12 protein-coding genes are annotated in these 18,777 nt (G+C 49.2%); 5 read left to right on the plus strand and 7 right to left on the minus strand.

Features of this window, described 5'->3' with window-relative positions; all coding sequences use genetic code 11:
* On the minus strand, positions 1 to 1,707 hold a 1,707-nt coding region (locus tag PHW04_09005; protein MDD2716018.1), incomplete at its 3' end, for an ankyrin repeat domain-containing protein.
* A gap of 97 nt (positions 1,708 to 1,804) precedes the next feature.
* Entirely contained in the window at positions 1,805 to 2,713 is a 909-nt protein-coding gene (locus PHW04_09010; GenBank protein MDD2716019.1) for a hypothetical protein, read from the minus strand.
* A gap of 137 nt (positions 2,714 to 2,850) precedes the next feature.
* Here PHW04_09010 and PHW04_09015 point away from each other — a divergent pair, with 137 nt between their 5' ends.
* The gene (locus tag PHW04_09015; GenBank protein MDD2716020.1) at positions 2,851 to 4,602 is read left to right on the plus strand and encodes an ABC transporter substrate-binding protein; all 1,752 of its coding nucleotides are present in this window, start codon (positions 2,851 to 2,853) and stop codon (positions 4,600 to 4,602) included.
* 47 nt (positions 4,603 to 4,649) lie between these two features.
* Complete coding sequence (locus PHW04_09020; protein ID MDD2716021.1) at positions 4,650 to 6,395, plus strand: ABC transporter substrate-binding protein; 1,746 nt, start codon at positions 4,650 to 4,652, stop codon at positions 6,393 to 6,395.
* A 44-nt stretch (positions 6,396 to 6,439) separates the two neighbouring features.
* Here the strand turns inward: PHW04_09020 and hrcA are convergent, their stop codons facing one another.
* From hrcA to groES, 3 genes are all read right to left on the minus strand, one after another.
* Positions 6,440 to 7,504, minus strand: coding sequence for a heat-inducible transcriptional repressor HrcA (gene hrcA, locus PHW04_09025; GenBank protein ID MDD2716022.1), 1,065 nt, complete (start codon positions 7,502 to 7,504; stop codon positions 6,440 to 6,442).
* Between the two features lie 80 nt (positions 7,505 to 7,584).
* Complete coding sequence (gene groL / locus PHW04_09030; protein ID MDD2716023.1) at positions 7,585 to 9,228, minus strand: chaperonin GroEL; 1,644 nt, start codon at positions 9,226 to 9,228, stop codon at positions 7,585 to 7,587.
* Positions 9,229 to 9,258: 30 nt separating this feature from the next.
* A complete protein-coding gene (gene groES, locus PHW04_09035; protein MDD2716024.1) occupies positions 9,259 to 9,555 on the minus strand; it encodes a co-chaperone GroES in 297 nt (98 codons plus the stop codon).
* Between the two features lie 361 nt (positions 9,556 to 9,916).
* On the opposite strand from groES, the gene PHW04_09040 reads away from it, so the two are divergent.
* Positions 9,917 to 10,603 (plus strand): hypothetical protein, encoded by a 687-nt coding sequence (locus tag PHW04_09040; protein ID MDD2716025.1) that lies wholly within the window; start codon positions 9,917 to 9,919, stop codon positions 10,601 to 10,603.
* Between the two features lie 82 nt (positions 10,604 to 10,685).
* Here PHW04_09040 and PHW04_09045 read toward each other — a convergent pair whose 3' ends face one another.
* Positions 10,686 to 11,342: a hypothetical protein gene (locus PHW04_09045; protein ID MDD2716026.1), complete on the minus strand. Its 657-nt coding sequence runs from the start codon at positions 11,340 to 11,342 to the stop codon at positions 10,686 to 10,688.
* Between the two features lie 145 nt (positions 11,343 to 11,487).
* Between PHW04_09045 and PHW04_09050 the strand changes: the two genes are divergently transcribed.
* Positions 11,488 to 13,560, plus strand: coding sequence for an adenylate/guanylate cyclase domain-containing protein (locus PHW04_09050; protein ID MDD2716027.1), 2,073 nt, complete (start codon positions 11,488 to 11,490; stop codon positions 13,558 to 13,560).
* A 17-nt stretch (positions 13,561 to 13,577) separates the two neighbouring features.
* Here the strand turns inward: PHW04_09050 and PHW04_09055 are convergent, their stop codons facing one another.
* Complete coding sequence (locus tag PHW04_09055) at positions 13,578 to 14,981, minus strand: adenylate/guanylate cyclase domain-containing protein (protein ID MDD2716028.1); 1,404 nt, start codon at positions 14,979 to 14,981, stop codon at positions 13,578 to 13,580.
* 193 nt (positions 14,982 to 15,174) lie between these two features.
* Between PHW04_09055 and PHW04_09060 the strand changes: the two genes are divergently transcribed.
* The gene (locus PHW04_09060; GenBank protein MDD2716029.1) at positions 15,175 to 18,600 is read left to right on the plus strand and encodes an FAD-dependent oxidoreductase; all 3,426 of its coding nucleotides are present in this window, start codon (positions 15,175 to 15,177) and stop codon (positions 18,598 to 18,600) included.
* Positions 18,601 to 18,777 lie beyond the last annotated feature (177 nt).

An 18,777-nucleotide genomic window follows, 5' to 3' on the forward strand; every position in this document is an offset into this window, starting at 1 on the left:
TTTCTCAGTATTGACCGCATTCGGATCAGCCCTGTTCCTGATCAGGAGTTCCCAGATTTCGGATGCGTCCATCTGGTAGAAAGAGGGGTTGGCTCTGCCCAGATAATGCAGGGCAGTATTTCCTTCACAGTCAACAGCAGAAGCGCATGCTCCGCAGGCAATAAGGGTTTTCGCTTTAGCCAGATCCCAGCGGCTGAGTGCATGCAGCAGCGGAGTCCTGCCCTTCGAATCCCTGGCCTCCAGGTCTAGCCCCTGACCGGCCAGGAATTTTACCAGTTCCGCGTCGCACAGGTGAAGGGCTGTCTCTCCTGTCGAGTTTCTGGCAAAAGGATCGGCACCCTGATCGATCAACTGCCGCACCGTGCCTGGAGATGAACAGCAGGCATGAAGCAGTGGTGTGTTGCCTTCCCTGTCGGCTGCATTCACGTCTGCACCGGCACTGATAAGTAAGGCGGCCTCTACGCTCCCCTGAAATTCGTTGACCAGCATCAGCGGTGTCAGGCCGCTGCTGTCTGAAAGATTGGGGTCAGCGCCATAGTTCAGCAGCAGCCGGACCAGGGCGGGATCGTTCCTGTAATGATAGTGTCCGTATCTTAAACTGCAGGGATTGTTCATCACGCTGAGCAATGCAGTCGCACCGTTTTTATTGCGCTGATTCACCGAAACCTCGCGGGACAGCATCAGCCCGGCGATCCTGCAGTTCCTGGTCAGCATCAGGGACGTATTGCCGTCCTGATCCACTGAGTTCACATCCGCCCCGCAGGACAGGAGATAGACGAACGACTCATACTTGTTGGCTGCCAGAGTAAGCAGATAAGGGTTGCCGTCCGAATTCACTGCATTGACGTCCAGGCCATTGGAGACAAGTTTTCTGAGCATTTCGCAGCCTTCGATGGCTTTCAGGGGAATCATCTTACCCGCTGATCCGGTTTCTTTGATTCTCTGCAGGACTTTTTTAAAGGTCGCTTCATTGTGTGCGGCTGCTGCATGATGGAGCCCTGGCCCAGGGTGCCGTTCCAGGAGCAGGTCGACGACAGTGCGGGCTGAGTATCTAGCCAGGGCGATGTACAGTGCGTCTTTCCCCTCTACATCGACCAGGGAAGGATCACCGCCGTATCGCAGCAGCAGCCTGATATCCTCCTCTTCGCAATATCCCTCTGCCGCAATCTGCATCGGCGTCTCCAGCGTGCCCGGCAGCCGCAGGTTCGGGTCAGCGCCTGCCCTGAGCAGCATCTCCAGGCAGCAGCAATGGCCATTCATCATGTTTGAAGTCAAAGCGCAATTGGAATATATCTTTCCCTCATAATTATCGGTGTAACTCAGATTCGGATCAGCTCCGTATCTCAAGAGCAACTGGGCCAGCGGTTTGCCGTTGCTGCCAAAGCAGCAGACTTCCATCAGAGGAGATGGCGACCTTCTTCCCTGAAATTCTCCCCCGAAATCAGGATCAGCCCCTGTCTTCAGCAGCAGTTCGACGATCTCCAGCTTGTCACCCTCCCTCCGGTTCGCGCAGGCCATGAAGAGGGGGGAATGGCCGTGGAAATAGTAATCCACTCCGAAATTGAGATTCTCTTTCGTGACTGAGAGCAGGGCCTGCAGTTCGGCAGTACTGGAATGGAGAACTGCGTCCAGGATAGCCTTCCTCGAATCCTGTGCCTGCAATCCGAAACAGTTGATGAAAAAAATCAGAGCCAGCAGTCTGGTCATGGACATCTCCTGTTCCAGTTTCATGATTCAGGTAATCCTACTCTCTTCAATCCCATTTAATCATGACACTAAACCTTCAAATCCTGTCTGCTGCCGGTCAGAGCCAGGCTGCCGTATGCTTGTGAGTTTTATCAGGAGTGGTTACGACCTGTAAACCGGAACCGTCTGCTTTGATTCTGCAAATCTCCATGGTCCTCGATGGTTTGACAGGCATGGAAAAAATGATGCATTTTCCGTCAGGAGAAAAACGCGGATTCATAACCGCTGTATATGGTTCATATGGGAACTTGTAAACTTCGTGAAGGCCTGTGCCGTCAATCTGCACGATGGAGATCAGGTTCTGCTTGCCGGAAAGTCCTTTGAAGACAATTTCCCTGCCGTCCGCTGAAACGCTTAGATACTCGCAGGAATACATATCTTGAAGGTCAATGATCCTTGTTTCTGATGTTGTTTTCAGGTTATAGGAACTCAATCCGAATCTCCCTTTTCTAATGCAGGAAAAAACGATTGTGTCGTTACTGGAAAAACAGGAGAAGCCTTTAAATCCGCCTAAGCAGCATTCCGCAATCATGGTTACCCCGGTGCCGTCGGAATTGATCAGATAAATTGAAGCGCGGAAATTTGACATTCCTGTGAAGCAGATTTTTTTCCCGTCCGGTGAAAATCTGGCATCACTAGGGAAGAGGTTTTCGTGATCCAGGATTGTCACAATATTACTGCCTTTTTTCAAATTCAGGATGCATTTATCGTTTTGCTTTTCAGACGGACAGGTCGAAAAAACTATGCTCCCGTCACCCGAAACATCGAAACCGAAAAGTCCGGTTTTACTTTCAAAAAGTGTGGTGACTTTTCCGTTTTCAGGGTCCAGAGATTTGATTGTATCCATTGTAGTGTCAAACTCTTCAGCACTGTAGTAAATCATTGATTTTTCAGCTGCTTCGCCTTCGTACGGCGGCCTGGCCAGGAAAATAACCAGTATCGCAATCCAGACAGCATTTTTTTTCATATCTCCCCCTAGACTGTTTTTGTCTTCAACTTACTTATACTTTTAAAACTTCAAGAACCTGTCAGAAACCTGTAAAACAAATGTAAATAAAATTTGTCGGATTTTTTTATTTTGATCGGCAATGGTATTATTTTATCATGATTTTATGGCGGCTCTATCTGCTCGGTTTATTACTGGGCCTTTCCTGTAAAGGAATTTCTTCAGTACCGGATACGCTGGAAAAAGCATTGTTCGAGCATTATGTGCTGGGCGACGGAAAAGCCGCCCGGGCAGATTATGAATCATTCATTAGCGGGGCTGGCAGCAGTGAAAACATGATCCTGGAAAAAGTACAAGGCAGTTATCAGAAACTCCTTCAAAAACAGATGTTTGACAGTTCCCCGGCCTATGGCGATTCCCTGATCATGAGGCTCTGCGGGAATCCGGATACGCTCAATCCGCTGACTACCATGAATCCTGCATCCCAGGACGTTTTCATTTTGATCTTCGAATTGCTTCTTCCCTGGGAAGCAGGGTCAGGAACGACCAAGGGTCTTACTGAATCCTGGGAGGTTTCTGCGGACGGAATGGAATGCATACTGCACCTGCGGAAGAATGTCAAATGGCATGACGGGGTTGAGTTCACCGCTGACGATGTCGGATTCACCTATGAATTTATCATGAATCCGGAATCAGTCAACTTATACAGACCTCTTTTTAATTTATCGCTGAAGACTCTGGAGATCATAGATCCCTATACAGTCAGGGCAAAATTTGTCAGCAACTCCCCTCGCAATCTGGCAAGCCTGAGTTTTTATATCCTGCCAAAGCATATTCTGGAAAATAAAACCGTCAAATCCGATGACTTTTTTCAACATCCCATTGGAACCGGCCCTTTCAGTTTCAGCAGATGGGAATCTGATGAACAGATCGTTCTGGATGCCTTCAAGGAATACTATCGGGGAAGGCCATTCCTGGATCACCTTGTCCTGAAAATTGTCCCAGACGATTCCGCGGCTTTCCTGATGATGCTGAGGGACGAACTGGACCTGAAACGGCTTACTCCCGATCAATACTTAAAACAGGCCAACTCAGATGAATTCCGGAGCCATTTCAATGTTCATGCTTTTCCCACCAATTGCAGATATTATGCGCTCTGGTACGACCTGACCTCAGCTTTTCTCAAAGACAGGAAAATCCGCCAGGCTCTTGCTGAAGCCATTGATCTGCAGGAGATCATTAACCAGGTTTTCCATGGCTTCGGGAGAACCATCACCGGTACCTTCATCTTCGCTGACTGGGCCTACGACAAATCCATCCGGCCATATCCATACGACCCCGGGTCGGCTGCAAAAATCCTGGCTGAAGCGGGTTGGAAAGACGGGAACGGTGACGGCATCCTGGAACGGGACGGACTCCAGTTCTCACTGGAGCTGGTAACCATCCTTGGCGATCCGATAAACAGGTTCATTGCAGAGATGGTCAGTGAGTATTGGAAAGCGGTTGGGATTAAAACCAGGGTGAGCATTCAAGGAAGAGAAAAGGAATCTCCGGTGATTGTCGGCAGCTGCCTGCTGGACGAAGATCAATACTTATGGCATTCCTCCCAGATCCCGACGAAAGAGAACGGGTTTTCAGGCTGTAATGTTGTTTCATATGCAAATCAGGAGGTCGACAGGCTCCTGGACCTCAAGCGCGTCACCAGTGACCGTGAGAGCCTCGCAGCCATTTACCACAAGCTGCAGGCCATAATGTATGAGGATCAGCCTGTGATGTTCATCTGCGCCCCCGACGATCTCTGGGCAGTGAACAAGCGTTTTCGCGGGGTGACCCGGAAACAGGACGGAGTAGAAATTGATTATTCACTTATCTATGTCCCCCAGGAATTTCAGAAATACGCAATCCACTAGTAGATTCATCCGTTCTCAGATTTTGCAGTTTGTGGTAGAATTCCGGTATGATAAAACTCTCTTTATTACTGTTGTTTTTAGCATCCGCATGTGCGGCTGCACCGGATTCGCTGGATAAGGCCCTGTTCGAGCATTACGTGCTTTACGACTGGAAAGCTGCTGCCAGTGACTACGATTCCTTTCTCTCCAGCCAAACCGCAAGCATGGAAAACCAGATCCTGGAAAAGGCGCGGGAAAGTTACCAAAAACTGCTCAGCGATCAGGAATACGACAGCTCACCTGCTTACGGGGATTCCGCTCTGCTGAAGATCCCCGGAAATCCGCTTACTCTCAACCCGTTGCTGGCGGGTGACGATGCCTCCCAGGAAGTGATCCCGTTTATTTTCGAATGGCTTCTTTTCTGGTGGCCTGGAGAAGATCCTGCACCAGGTCTTGTGGACTCATGGGAGATTTCAGCAGACAGGCTGGAATGCATACTCCATCTGCGGAATGGAGTGAAATGGCATGACGGGTTTGAGTTCAGTGCTGAAGATGTCGTATTCACCTATAGAATGATAATGGATCCTGAATTCGTGAGTTATTACTGGACTGACCTGTCTGTGCTGGAATCCATGGAAATCCTCGACTCTTACACTGTGCGGGCAAAGTATTTCGGAAGTTCCAGCGGCTGTTTTCCTCAGGGCCTGACTTTTCCTGTACTCCCGAAGCATCTCCTTGAAGGTAAAAATCCAGCAGAGGCCGAATTCTTTCTGCATCCTGTAGGGACTGGACCTTTCCGTTTCGGGCAATGGCTGTCTGATGAGCAGATTGTGCTTGACTCGTTCAAGGATTACTACAGAGGCAGGCCTTTTCTGAATCACCTTATCCTGAAAATTGTTCCTGATGATTCCGCTGCGTTCCTGATGATGCTGAGAGATGAGCTGGACCTGAAGCTCCTTACCCCTGACCAGTATCTGAAACAGGCCAATTCCGACGAATTCAGGGCGCACTTCAGAATCTATTCGTATCCCACAGACTGCAAATTTTACTGTCTCGAGTACTTCATGTTCTCCCCCCCGCTTAACGATAAAAAGATACGCCAGGCGCTGGCCCGTGCCGTTGACCTGCGGGAGATCAAGAGACAGGTTTTCCAGGATAAGGGAAGGATCAACACCAGCCCATTTCTGTTTGCGGACTGGGCTTACGACGAATCGGTAAAACCCTATCCGTTCGATCCGAAGGCAGCGGCGGACATACTGGCTGCAGCTGGATGGAAAGACGCGGACAGCGACGGAGTCCTGGAACGCGGGGGGATTGAATTTACTCTGGAAGTAGTAATTGTTCCTGGAGATCCGATCAACAGATTCATTGCGGAAATGATCAGGGATTACTGGATAAAAATCGGTGTAAGTGCCACCATTGCGATTCCGGGAAGAGAGAGCAGGACCGACGTTCTCATAGGCAGCTGGGCGCCCGGTGATGATCAGTACGATCTCTGGCATTCCTCCAGCATCCCCATGGAGGAAAACGGATACTCAGGATGCAACCTGGGAGGATATGCGAATCCAGAAGTCGACAGACTGCTGGAGCTCATGCGCGCGACCAACCCTGCGGAAAAGGACAAAGTGGGCTTGATCTGCAAAAAGCTCCAGACCATCATTCACGAGGATCAGCCTGTGTTGTTCATCTGTGCGCCCGACGACATCTGGGCTGTGAACAGGCGCTTCCGTGGAGTTTCACTGGAGCAGGGCGGAGGCGAACTGGATTACTCGCAGCTGTATGTTCCCATGGAGTTTCAGAAATACAGCGACTAACCTTAATTTCCTGTTTCAGATAATTCATGTTTTGAGACAGGATTTTATAGTTTCTCTAGAATTTCACTGAGTTTTTTTGAAATTTCAGAAACCGCTGTGATGATGCGGCCATATTGGATCCGGTTCGGCCCGATAATTCCTATGCTGCCGCAGGTGTTGGGGCTGACTCTGAAGGGAGCTGAGATGAAAGTGAGGTCACGGAATTTTTCAGCATTCCGTTCGTTGCCTATGATCACCTGCACGCCTTCTGAAGTGATGCAATCGTTAAGCAGCTTGATCAGCTCTTCTTTTTCTTCGATCAGCTTGAAGATCATTTCCAGCTTCTTTGTATCCTGGAATTCAGGAAGCTTCATCATGCTGGAGGCCCCTTCAAACATGATTTCCTGATTTCCCAGTCCTTCGATTTTATCTGACAGGGCTGAGGCGATGTTCTGCAGAGCCCGCTGATAATGTTCCTGCTCTTCGTGGAAGATCAGTTCGATCTCGGTTTTCAGTTCAGCCAGGCAGAAACCGGGTTTCTGATTTAGCCGCTGTGAAAGAACTTCCAGCCGTTCCTGCGAAATTTCACTGTCTATTTTGATGATCAGATTCTCAACGAGGCCTTCCCTGGTCAGCAGCAGCAACAGGATTTTTCCTTCACCCAGCGTCACCATCTGAAGTTTCTTGAACAGGGTGCGGCTAAAGGTGGGCATCAGTGAAAGGCCAGGAAGAGAGGTGATTTCAGTCAGAAGGTGAGAGGCGTTCTTCAGGACCTCCTTGATCTTCTGACGCTTGCTCTCGTATTCCTTGCGGATTTCTTCGATTTTTTTTTCTTCTTCGCGGGTCAGCTCTTCCAGTTCCATCAGATAGTCGATGTAAAATCGATAAGCCTGAGGTGTCGGAATCCTGCCGGCCGAAGTGTGGGGCTGAGTCAGGTAGCCCTGGTCCTCCAGTTCCATCATCTCATTCCTGATAGTGGCTGAGGAAAAGCTGATCCGGCCAGGTTTGGCGAGATCCCGCGAGGCAATAGGCTCCGCACCGGATATATACTCATCGATAATTTCCTTGAGTATGCGTTTCTGGCGCTCGGTCAGGGAGGAAGGAATGTTTTTATCTTTTTCGTTCTGCATATACTTCTGCTGAGAAATTATGGTGTTAAAAGTAAAAAAGGGGGAGACTGGCTCCCCCTTTTTTTATTAATCTTTCTGGATCAGTCCATGTCTCCGTATGGCATGCCACCGGGCATACCACCGCCGCCACCCATGGGCGCGGATTTCTTTTCCGGTTTGTCTGCGATCAGCACTTCTGTAGTGAGCAGCATGGCTGCCACTGAAGCGGCGTTCTGCACGCAGCAGCGGGTGACCTTCGCCGGATCAACGATACCGGCTTTGGTCATGTCTGCGTATTCGCCTGTCATGGCGTTGAAACCCCAGCCTTCCTTGTTGTGCTTGCGGATATTCTCCACAACTACGGAAGGTTCGAATCCGGCGTTCTTGGCGATCTGCCGGACCGGTTCTTCAAGTGCTCTTCTGACGATGGCGATGCCGATCTCTTCTTCGCGGTTGTCGGCCTTGATCTTGTCCAGATCACTGCAGAGGTTGAGCAGAATCGTGCCGCCGCCCGGAACGATGCCTTCTTCAACGGCTGCGCGTGTTGCGGAAAGCGCGTCTTCGATTCTGGCTTTCTTTTCCTTCATTTCAGTCTCAGTAGCTGCGCCGACTTTAACTACTGCAACGCCGCCGGCAAGCTTGGCCAGTCTCTCCTGGAGCTTTTCCTTGTCATACTCGCTCGTGGTGGTCTCGATCTCGTTTCTGATCGCTGAGATTCTCTTCTTGACATCTTCGGCTTTTCCATGGCCTTCGACGATGGTGGTGTTTTCTTTGTCAATCGTCACTCTCTTGGCGCGGCCGAGATTTTCGAGGGTGGCTTTCTCAAGTTTCAGGCCGAATTCCTCGGAAATGCGGCGTCCGTTGGTGAGAATGGCGATGTCGTCGAGCATGGCCTTGCGCCTGTCGCCGAAACCGGGTGCTTTGACTGCAACGCAGTTCAGGGTTCCGCGCAGCTTGTTCACCACAAGGGTGGCCAGCGCTTCGCCGTCCACGTCTTCGGCTATGATCAGCATGGGCTTGCTGTTCTGCACGACTTTCTCGAGCAGGGGCAGCAGGTCTTTCATGCTGGAAATTTTCTGGTCTGTGATCAGAATGTATGGATCATCAAGAGTGGCGACCATTCTCTCTGTGTCAGAAACCATGTAGGGTGAGATGTAGCCCTTGTCGAACTGCATGCCTTCCACGACTGTGAGTGTGGTTTCGATGCCCTGATTCTCTTCAATCGTGATGACTCCGTCTTTTCCGACTTTGTCCATGGCATCAGCGATCCATTTGCCGGTCTTCTCGTCGCTGGCTGAGATGGTGGCGACTTCGCTGATTTCCTTGCTGTCTTTAATGGGTTTGGCTCTCTTCTTGATGCCTTCCACGCAGGCGTCCACTGCTTTGTAGATGCCGCGGCGGATGACCATCGGATTCGATCCTGCTGCCACGTTCTTCAGGCCTTCCTTGATCATGGCCTGGGCAAGCACCGTGGCGGTGGTGGTGCCGTCGCCGGCTGTGTCCTGGGTCTTTGTGGCGGCTTCCTTGATCAGCTGGGCACCCATATTCTCGAAATGGTCATCGAGTTCGATTTCCTTGGCAATGGTCACGCCGTCGCTGGAGATTGAGGGAGTGCCGAATTTCTTGTCAAGCACCACATTGCAGCCTTTGGGGCCGAGGGTGACTTTCACTGCATTGGCCAGCATGTTCATACCTTTTTCAAGAGCTGCACGTGCATCAGCTTCGAACAACAGTTTCTTGGACATCTTATTTCCTCCTGATTTTTTTTGAGTACATTACTTTTTGTCGATGATGGCGAGGATATCACTGTCGGTCAGGATCAGGTAATCTTCCTCTTGGATCTTGATTTCGGTCCCTGCGTACTTGGAAAAAATGATTTTATCGTTTTCCTTGACTTCCAGCGGTTCTCTCTTGCCGCTCTCCAGAAGTTTGCCGGGACCTACTGCGACTACTTTGCCTTCCTGGGGTCTTTCTTTGGAGGCTGTGTCAGGAAGAACGATTCCGCTCTTGGTGACCTCTTCCTGTTTCATGGGTTTCACGACGACTCTGTTTGCCAGTGGTTTCAGATTCATCTGTCCGAACTCCTTTCTTTCCTCATTTTTTTGGCACTCGCTGATTCGGAGTGCTAAGTTTGGGCTTAATCTATCTTTAGCAACATACGATGTCAAGTGCTAGCAAAAATCAGTTGTAGCCAATTAAATTAAAATAACTATCTTTTAAGCGCTTTTTCGGCTGTTATCTGATTTGAAGAACTTCCATTTCAGGACCGCTGACCTTGATGGAGATATTCAGCCGATTGAAATGTATGCTGATCAGCCGCACGAAGTTGGTAGGTTGGTATGTTGGTATGTTTGCATGTTTTTTAAGAAAATATTGTTCCAAACATACTAACATACTAACCTACTAACATATTACTGCATCAATGGAGATTCCATGCTTAAATTTTATGATTACATCTTACTGGCCTTTCTATTTTTAATGATTACTTATACAGGCGTTTATTACTCATTTGCCAGATCTTTTACCAGAGAACTGGATCCGGGACTTTATGCCAGACCCCAAGTCAGAATGCCTGCCGAATCCAGTCAGGGCACTTTTGAAGTAAAATTGAAGGATCTGAATTTCAAGGCCCCCTGGTCTGGAGGAAGATTATCTCCTGGCGAAGAAAATGTAATTTCATACGAGTTCCAGGATGGAATCCAGATCATGCTGGTGACTGATCCTTCACTGAATTACAGGGATCAGCAGGACTGGATCGTAGTATCCAGGGTGCTGAAAGAATTCCCGGACGAAAAGTCATTTAACTGTAATTTCACCCAGGCTTATTTAAGCGCTACACCTGCAGAAATCCATTATCTGGAATTTCCCTGGACACTTTATTACCAGATTTATCTGCTGATTTTCAAGCAGACTGCCAATCAGGGTGTTTCCGGTGACATTTACAGCATCACAAGGAATAACTTGAAAATCTTCCAGATCGGAAGTACTGGGACAACCGGGATCGTGATCCTGGATATTTTTGACGACAAGGACAGATTCTATCAGATACTGATCACTGGAAAAACCGTCAAGCAGGAAGAGATTGATTCCATGATCATTAGCCTTAAAATTATTCCCTAAAAAAAAAGACCGGTATAGAGGCCGGTCTTTGTATTAAGTCCTTTTTTTCTAATCTATTGACTTCCGACTTGGTTCCTTAAAATTACTTCACTTCCAGTACGCTGTCTTCAAACTTGCCGACCTTTTCCTTGGGTGCGTTCGGATCAAGGACGAGGTTCTTGTCATCCACCCAGAAGCTGTAAAAGTACTTGCCCGGCTTCAGCTTGAGCTTGACGTGGAAAAGGCCGTCTGCTCCCTTTTCCATCGGATTGGCTTTCTTGTCCCACTTGATGCTCTTGTCAGGATTTGTCATCGGTACGCAGACTGTCTTGGCATCGCTCTTGAAAGTGAGTTCGACTTCCTTGAGACCCTCTTCAGACTTTGGGCTGACCGCGGTTTCTTTTGTCCCGGCTGCTGCTTTAGCGGCCTGGATCTCTTCAGGTGTGCCTACGGACAGTAAAGAGTTTTCGAAGTCGCCATTCTTGACTTTGGCTGCATTCGGATCAAGCAGCCATTCTTTGCCGTTGATCACGAACTTATACTGATATTCACCTGCAGGAAGCTTGATCACAACATGGAAAGCTTCGTCTGTTCCCTTTGCCATAGGGTTGGCGTTTTTGTCCCATTTGTTGATGTCCATGGGAACTGTCACTGTTTCGGCTGTGGCCCATTTCAGAGAGAGGGCGACATCGTAAGTCTTCGCATCGGCATAAAGCGCGATGGAGCAGAGAGCGATCATGAGCAGAGCGATCTTTTTCATCTTGTCCTCCTTGTGAAAATTTAAACCAGATGAATCATAATGAATCTAAGCTTAATTTGCAAATCAAGATTACTCCAGATTCAGATCAGATCCTGTTTAGATCTGCTGTTTGCTACGGAAGGCTCTGATTTTGTATATTGATAGCATGAGTTCAAAAGTTCTGACCATAATGATAACTGACATCAAGGGCTATACAGCACGCAGTTCAGAGTCCTCCAGGGAAGACCTGCTTGACCTTCTGGAGAAGCACGAAAAGCTGCTGATTCCAGTAATCGGACACTTTGAAGGCAAGCTGATCAAGACCATCGGAGACGCCTTCCTCGCCACTTTCGAGTCAGCGACAAACGCGGTTTTATGCGGAATCATGATGCAGGAAACGCTGAGAAATTACAATTCCATGAAAGCCGAAAACGAAAAGATCGCAGTCAGGGTCGCGATCAACACTGGAGAAGTAGAGCTGAGGGATAACGATATCTATGGGGATGCTGTGAATCTTACGGCAAGGATTGAGGGCATCACAGTCGCAGGTGAGGTTTATTTCTCTGAGTCAGTTTACATGTCGATGAACAAATCAGAGGTTCCCTCCAGCGAAATCGGGTTTCACGTATTCAAAGGCATCCCTGAACAGGTGAAAGTGTTCAGGGTGGTTCAGGACAGGGATTCAGATGACTATCGCAGGCTGATTCAGAGACTGGAAAAAATCAAGGAGAAAGCCGATTCTGGAATCGCGGATACACCCTTCTGGAAGATCAGGGTTCCTGTGAAGTTCCTTTATACTGCTTTCGTGACTCTGGCACTGCTGGTTGCTCTTTTCTGGTATGAGTATGTTTTCCGCTCGAATTCCCTGGTTGAGCTGTCCAGCCAGATTTCTGCGATCAGGGCGAAGACAGGAAACGGATCCGGCAGTTACGAGTGCAGAAGAGCGCTGAAACTAGCCAGAGAAATGCACAGCCGGTTTCCAGAGGAAAATCTTACTGCAGGTTCGGTGTTTGACGCAGTTGAAATCAATCTCGAGCGGCAGATCAGGGATGGAAGGATCGCAGATGCAGATGCTTTTCTCAAGAGTTCGGCCAAAGAATTTCGTGATATTGAGTTCAGCAGGCTTGAGATACTTGTGCTGATAGCTGAAGCTGAGCAGCTGGTCGCTCAAAAAAAGTATCAGGATGCAGTGATTCATTACCTTTTACTCCTGAAGACTGACAGTGGGAGTGTCAGGGTCTGTCGCTCTCTGGTTGAGAAATTTGAAAACATAGTGATTGACCAGCTTTCGCAGGAAAACCTCCTCGCGCTGAAAAAAGCGCTCTTTCAATCTGCGCTGACCCTGTGCCGTGCCGGGGAATTTTTCCCCGGAGAAATCCTGTATCTTTACCTTTCGACCGGATACTGGGACCCTGAGTGCGCAGGCACGGACCTGGCCGAAGAAACTGCAGGGTACCTGACTAAGCTGGATCCGGTTAAGAGTTATGCCGAAGCCTGCCTCAGGATGCGATCCGAACTGCTCCAGGTAAGGAAAAATGCCCTGGAACTGCTGAATAGGATGAAGGACCAGGACATCAAAAGCTATTCGGTTTATCTTGCACTTTTCCATTTCATGAATCTGACCAGGCTTTCCCCTGAAGGAGGGGAACTGGAAAAGCAGGCACTTTCAGATTCCGTCGGTTATTTAAAGACCCGCTCCGGAGCGCCGGACTGGCAGGATTTGAAACAGAGCCTCGAAGTGGCTGTCATCCACAAGGTGGCGGCTCTGAGCTGCGAATCAGATGGGATCACAGACATTATTGATCTCCTGATTGACAAATTCAGGAAGGAAATGGAACCTTCGCTGACCATCTGGAGCAGCATCGCAGGTGACGGCAATCTGGTTTACAATTCCTACCTGATCATGAAAAAGCTTGATCTTCTGAGCAGGCTCGACCTAATGAAATTTTTTCATGAGAGTCTGCTGCGGGGAATCGATCCTGTCAAGGAGCCATCGAGTTATAGAAAGCTATTCAATGAAGCACTGCCTTTTTTTTTGTCGGAATGTTCAAAAGGCCGGAAAACAGAAGCATTCAATGCTGCGAAGGATTCTTATCACCGTCTGGAACCGATCTACCGGAATGTGATATCCTCGATCGGAGAGATTGAGGGAGCGGAAAAACATGCAATCGAAGTTAAAAGCATGCTGGACAGCCTGAACTCATCATTTCCTGAAATCACTGACGGAAACGGAAATTAATTTGACTGCTGAACCTCTCAGCCTCTGATCTGATCCACCCGCCAGACTTTGATCGACTTATTCTTTCCCTTGACCTGGACTTCTCCGATGTCAGAGGCTGCGACCAGGTGTTTAACCAACTCGTAGGTGCTGTTGCTGATGAGCAGAAAACATTTGTATTCTCTTGTTAGCGACTGCAGCCTGGCTGCAGTGTTGACAGTGTCGCCGATTACTGTGAAATCCATCCGTTTCTCAGATCCCATGTTGCCTGAGATCAGTTCGCCTGTATTCAATCCCATTCCTATGTTGAATGGTTCGATGTTTCTCTGCTTCCAGGATTCCTGAAGTTCGCGCAGCTTCACCAGCATCTTGGCGCAGGCCATGATAGCCAGTTCAGCGTGATTCTGGATCTGGGACGGAATTCCCCAGAGCGCCATGATTTCATCTCCCACAAACTTATCCAGCGTCCCCTGATGTTCCAGGATGATGTCTGTCATGGCAGTCAGATATTCATTCAGTATCTGCACAACCAGCTCAGGTTCGTATTTTTCCGAGTAGGTGGTGAAATTCACGATATCAGAAAAGAAAACAGTGGCGACTTTCCGCTCGCCTCCGAGTTTCAACATCTTCGGGTTTTTCATGATCTCCTCCACGACCGTGGGAGAGGTATATTTAGAGAGAATATCGCGGACTTTTTTCTTCTCGGCAATCTGAGACTGGGAAAATTTCTTTTCCGACTGCAGTTCATCCTTTGTGAGCTCAAAGACGTTCGCATTGTTCATGGCAAGTGACGAGACATTGCAGATCATGGCCAGCAGCTGCTTCTCTTCGGTGGTGACCTTGTCACGTCCGCCTGAAAGTGATTCAACGTTGATCACACCTACTATTTCCTTGCCTTTTAAAAGAGGTGCGCAGGCAACGGTAGGTACTTTCCCTTTGCCCACCAGGTTTTTCAGAGCGGGATTTTCAATGGCTTCGCTGCGTGAGATGTACAGTCCCTCCCGGGCTGATCTGGAGAGCAGGGATTCCTCTTTCAGGGAAAATTTGAGCGTGGGGTTGATGGATTTGCTGCATTTCACCACAAATCCTTCGCTTGTTTTGCGGTCGATCAGAAAGACAGCCGCACGTTCAGCGCCGAGCCCCTTTTCCAGCAATGAGACAATGCCGGAAAAAAGGGCATCCTTATCTATGGTGGAAGCAATATCCTTGATCGACATCATGATCGAAGCTGATCTCACATTTTTTTCCCGGAATTCAGAGTTCAGTTTCTCCTGCTGCTGGCCCTCGACCATTTTAAGCGAACGCAGAGCTGAAATCTTGGAACTGGTTTCCCAGAAAAAATAAAGGGCCAGACCGGTTGTCAGGATCAGAAGCGATAGTGCTGCAGGAAGCAGGTAATCTATCAAAGGAGGGAGAAACAGGGGCGCGCAAAACAGATTCAACTGGCTACGAAAAAAAAATATTACTGCAATCACTATCAGGAAAGGTATTGATTTGAGAAGATTGGAACCATTCATCTATTCAGTTTATCCATAAAATATGATTTAAGCAAAAGTGAATTGTCTTTCAGTTTTCTGCTATAATTTAACCGGTTGTCTAAAGGAATCGACCGGCATTTTCATAAAAGGAGTGCAGATGAGCGAACATTTTACCCCACTGTCCTTTGAACGATTGCTCGCCTGGGTCTTATCGGAACTGAACCAGAAAAGAACAGTATTTGGCATACCTGAGGAACTTTTTTTCAAACCCTCAGCTGAGGATTGTTTTTCAGGCACCCGTTATGGAAAGCTGCTTGAAACCCCGATCGGTGTGGCGGCAGGCCCCCACACCCAGATGGCCCAGAACATCATAGCAGCCTGGCTCTGCGGGGCACGTTACATAGAGCTCAAGACAGTCCAGACCCTGGATGAGCTCAAAGTGACCAAGCCCTGCATTGACGCGGAGGATGAAGGATACAACTGCGAGTGGTCTCAGGAACTGAAGCTCGAACAATCCTTTGAAGAGTATCTGAAAGCCTGGGTCATCATCCATATCCTGAAGCACAGGCTGGGGCAGAAAAAGCAGGAACTCGGTGCTATCTTCAACATGAGTGTGGGATACAATCTGGAAGGGATCAAGAAAAAAAACGTGCAGGAATTCATCTCCAGGATGACCTCTGCCGGTGATTTTTTGAAAAACTATCTCCAGATTGCCCGGAAGCATTATCCTGCTGTCCGCAATCTCCTGATTCCTGATAAAATCTCCGACAGCATCACACTTTCCACCATGCACGGCTGCCCGCCTTCTGAGATCGAGAAGATTGCTTCCTATCTGCTCTCTCAAATGGGAATCCACACCACCATCAAGTTCAATCCCACTTTGCTGGGAGCTGAAATGCTGCGCTGGGCGCTCAACGAGAAACTCGGCTTCACCACGGTCGTGCCTGATGAGGCTTTCTGCCATGACCCGAAATTCGAGGATGCGCTCCAAATCATCAGGAATCTTAAAGCTGTTTCGAAGAAATGCGGCCGGGAGTTCAACATCAAGCTGACCAACACACTGGAATCCCTCAATCTCAGGAATGTTTTCCCGGCCCATGAAAAAATGAACTATATGTCTGGACGAGCGCTGCATCCCCTGGATGCAATTCTGGCTGCCCAGCTGATCGATGAATTCAAGGGAGAGATCGAGCTGTCATTTTCAGGCGGGGCCGATGCTTTCAATCTGCCTGAACTCGTTGCCTGCAACATCCGGCCGATCACTGTCTGCACCGACATCCTGAAACCAGGCGGCTACGGCAGGCTCAGTCAGTATCTGGAAAAGCTCGACAAAGCCATGAAATCATTCAAAGCCCCTGATTTCGACTCTTTCGTCGTGGCAAAATGCTTGAATGATCAGCAGAGTTCCAGAGTCGCGATCGAGCTGCTCTCCCGGGAACTGAAAAAATCACTTGCCAGGAAGCTGACCGCAGGGTTGACAAAACAACCGGAACTGGGTGGAACGATTCTGAAAGCAGTGTCAAAAATATTCCCTGAGCTCAACCTGGAAGACAGGAAATCCCTGGGGATTCTGACTGTCAGGCAATGCAGCCGGGTGAACGCCACCGCTTACATGGACGAAGCGCTTGAAGATGAACGTTATAATCATTCCAGCCAGGCCGGGATCTCGATCAAAGGGGAGCGCGAGCTTTCCGCATTCGACTGTATTTACGCACCCTGCACTGAGAAATGCTGTACAGGGCAGAAAGCCCCTGATTACATGTTCAGCGTGGCAGGCCGGAAATATCCTGAGGCAATGCAGGTGATCCTGACAGACAACCCTCTGCCCGGAATTGCCGGCCGCGTCTGCGACCATCTCTGCCAGACCAGGTGCCTGCGCGGGCAGTACGACAGACCGATGCAGATTAGGGAAATCAAGAGATTCGTGACCGACACTGTGAAAACAAAGCCGGTCAAAATGGAAAGAGATTCCAGGAAGATCGCGGTGATCGGCGCCGGTCCAGGCGGTTTGTCCTGTGCAAGTGTGCTGGCAGCGCACGGCCTGGGAGTGACTGTGTTTGAAGCGAACAGGAAGCCCGGCGGCATGGCCGCTTTTACGATACCTTCTTTCAGGCTTTCTGCCGGGAAAATTGCCGAAGATATCCAGCGGATCGAAAAAATGGGAGTGGAGTTCAGATACGGAGTCAGGGTTGGAACAGACATTTCGCTTGCCCAGATCCGGAAGCATCACGATGCCGTTTTCATCGCTACAGGTGCATGGAGCGGTGTGAAGCTGGGCATACCCGGCGAAGAATCGTCCGGCGTGATTGATGCGCTTGAGTTTCTCGGAAATCTGCGCAATGGGAAAATGATGGAACTGGGGAAAAAAGTTGGAATTGTGGGAGGCGGAAATTCGGCTGTGGATGTGGCGAGAGCTGCCTGGAGAATCAAAGGAGTTTCAGAAGTTTATCTTATTTATCGGCGAACTGAGCATGAAATGCCTGCAGACCGCGATGAGATCAGGGAGTTGAAGGAAGAAGGCATCCGGCTCCTGGAACTGACAGCCCCGGTCAAAATATCAGTAAAAGCTGGGAAAATGAAATCCCTGGTCTGCCAGCGCATGAAACTCGGCGAACCTGACGAATCGGGCCGCAGAAAGCCTGTGCCTATGAAAGGATCTGAATTCGAGATCAGGCTCGATACACTGATCCCTGCCATCGGGCAGCAGACTGTGACCGGATTTGCGGACAAGTCAGGATTGAAGCTGGACAAAAAAGGCTTGATCATCGCTGATCCTGTAAGCCTGGAAACGAATCTGAGCGGAGTTTATGCCGGTGGCGACGCAGTGCGAGGACCTGCCACGCTGATCGCTGCGGTAGGTGACGGCAAAAAGGCCGCCCTGAAGATACTTGGACTTATCACCAGAGGAAGCCTGATCGACAAGGGGCTTTCCTATTCCGAACTGATCTGCCGCAAATCGCACCGCGTGTATCCTGAAGCTCTGAAGGAAATACCTGTGGAAAAGCGGCGGAATTTCAAGGAAGGCACTCTCACCCTGGACGAGGACAAGGCCATGGCTGAAGCGGCGCGCTGTCTATACTGCGACCAGCTCTGCAGCATCTGCGCCACTGTCTGCCCGAACCGCGCCAATCTGACTTACGAGGTTTCTCCGTTCAAGGTGGACTGGAAAACAGGGGACATCGAATTGAAACTTGAGGTAGTTCAGGGATATCAGGTGCTGAACGTGCATGATTTCTGCAACGAATGCGGCAACTGCCGGACTTTCTGTCCGAGTTCAGGTGCGCCTTACAAGGATAAGCCCAGACTTTACCTGGACCGCAAGGCCTTTGACTCAGATAAAGATGACTGCCTGCACTTTGACAAGACTTCAGGGAAGCTCCTCAGCAAGCATGCAAAGAAAAAGTACTCGATTTTGAAAAAAGGAAAGTCCTTCCTGTTTGAGGGTAGCTCAACCTGTGAAATCGGGCCTGACCTGTCGCTGAAGAAAGTCACCGGCAAACAGAGCAGGGAAGACTTGGAACTCTGTTTCAAGCTGCTGGTGATTTACAAGGGTATCACCGAGTCTGCAGGGTATTTGTTTTAAGTTGCAGATGAAGGTGCCTACAGAGTCAGGTAAATTGTTCCTTTGATTTGAGTTCCGGGCAAATCCATTTAACCGGGAACTCTTAGGCAAAGTCAGGTTTATCGGGTGTGATTTAACTAATGTCACGATCTTGACATTAGTTGATTTTAGAGTTGATTCCGGGATACTATTTTATGA

The sequence above is a fragment of the Candidatus Wallbacteria bacterium genome, assembly GCA_028687545.1.
GTDB lineage: Bacteria > Muiribacteriota > JAQTZZ01 > JAQTZZ01 > JAQTZZ01 > JAQTZZ01.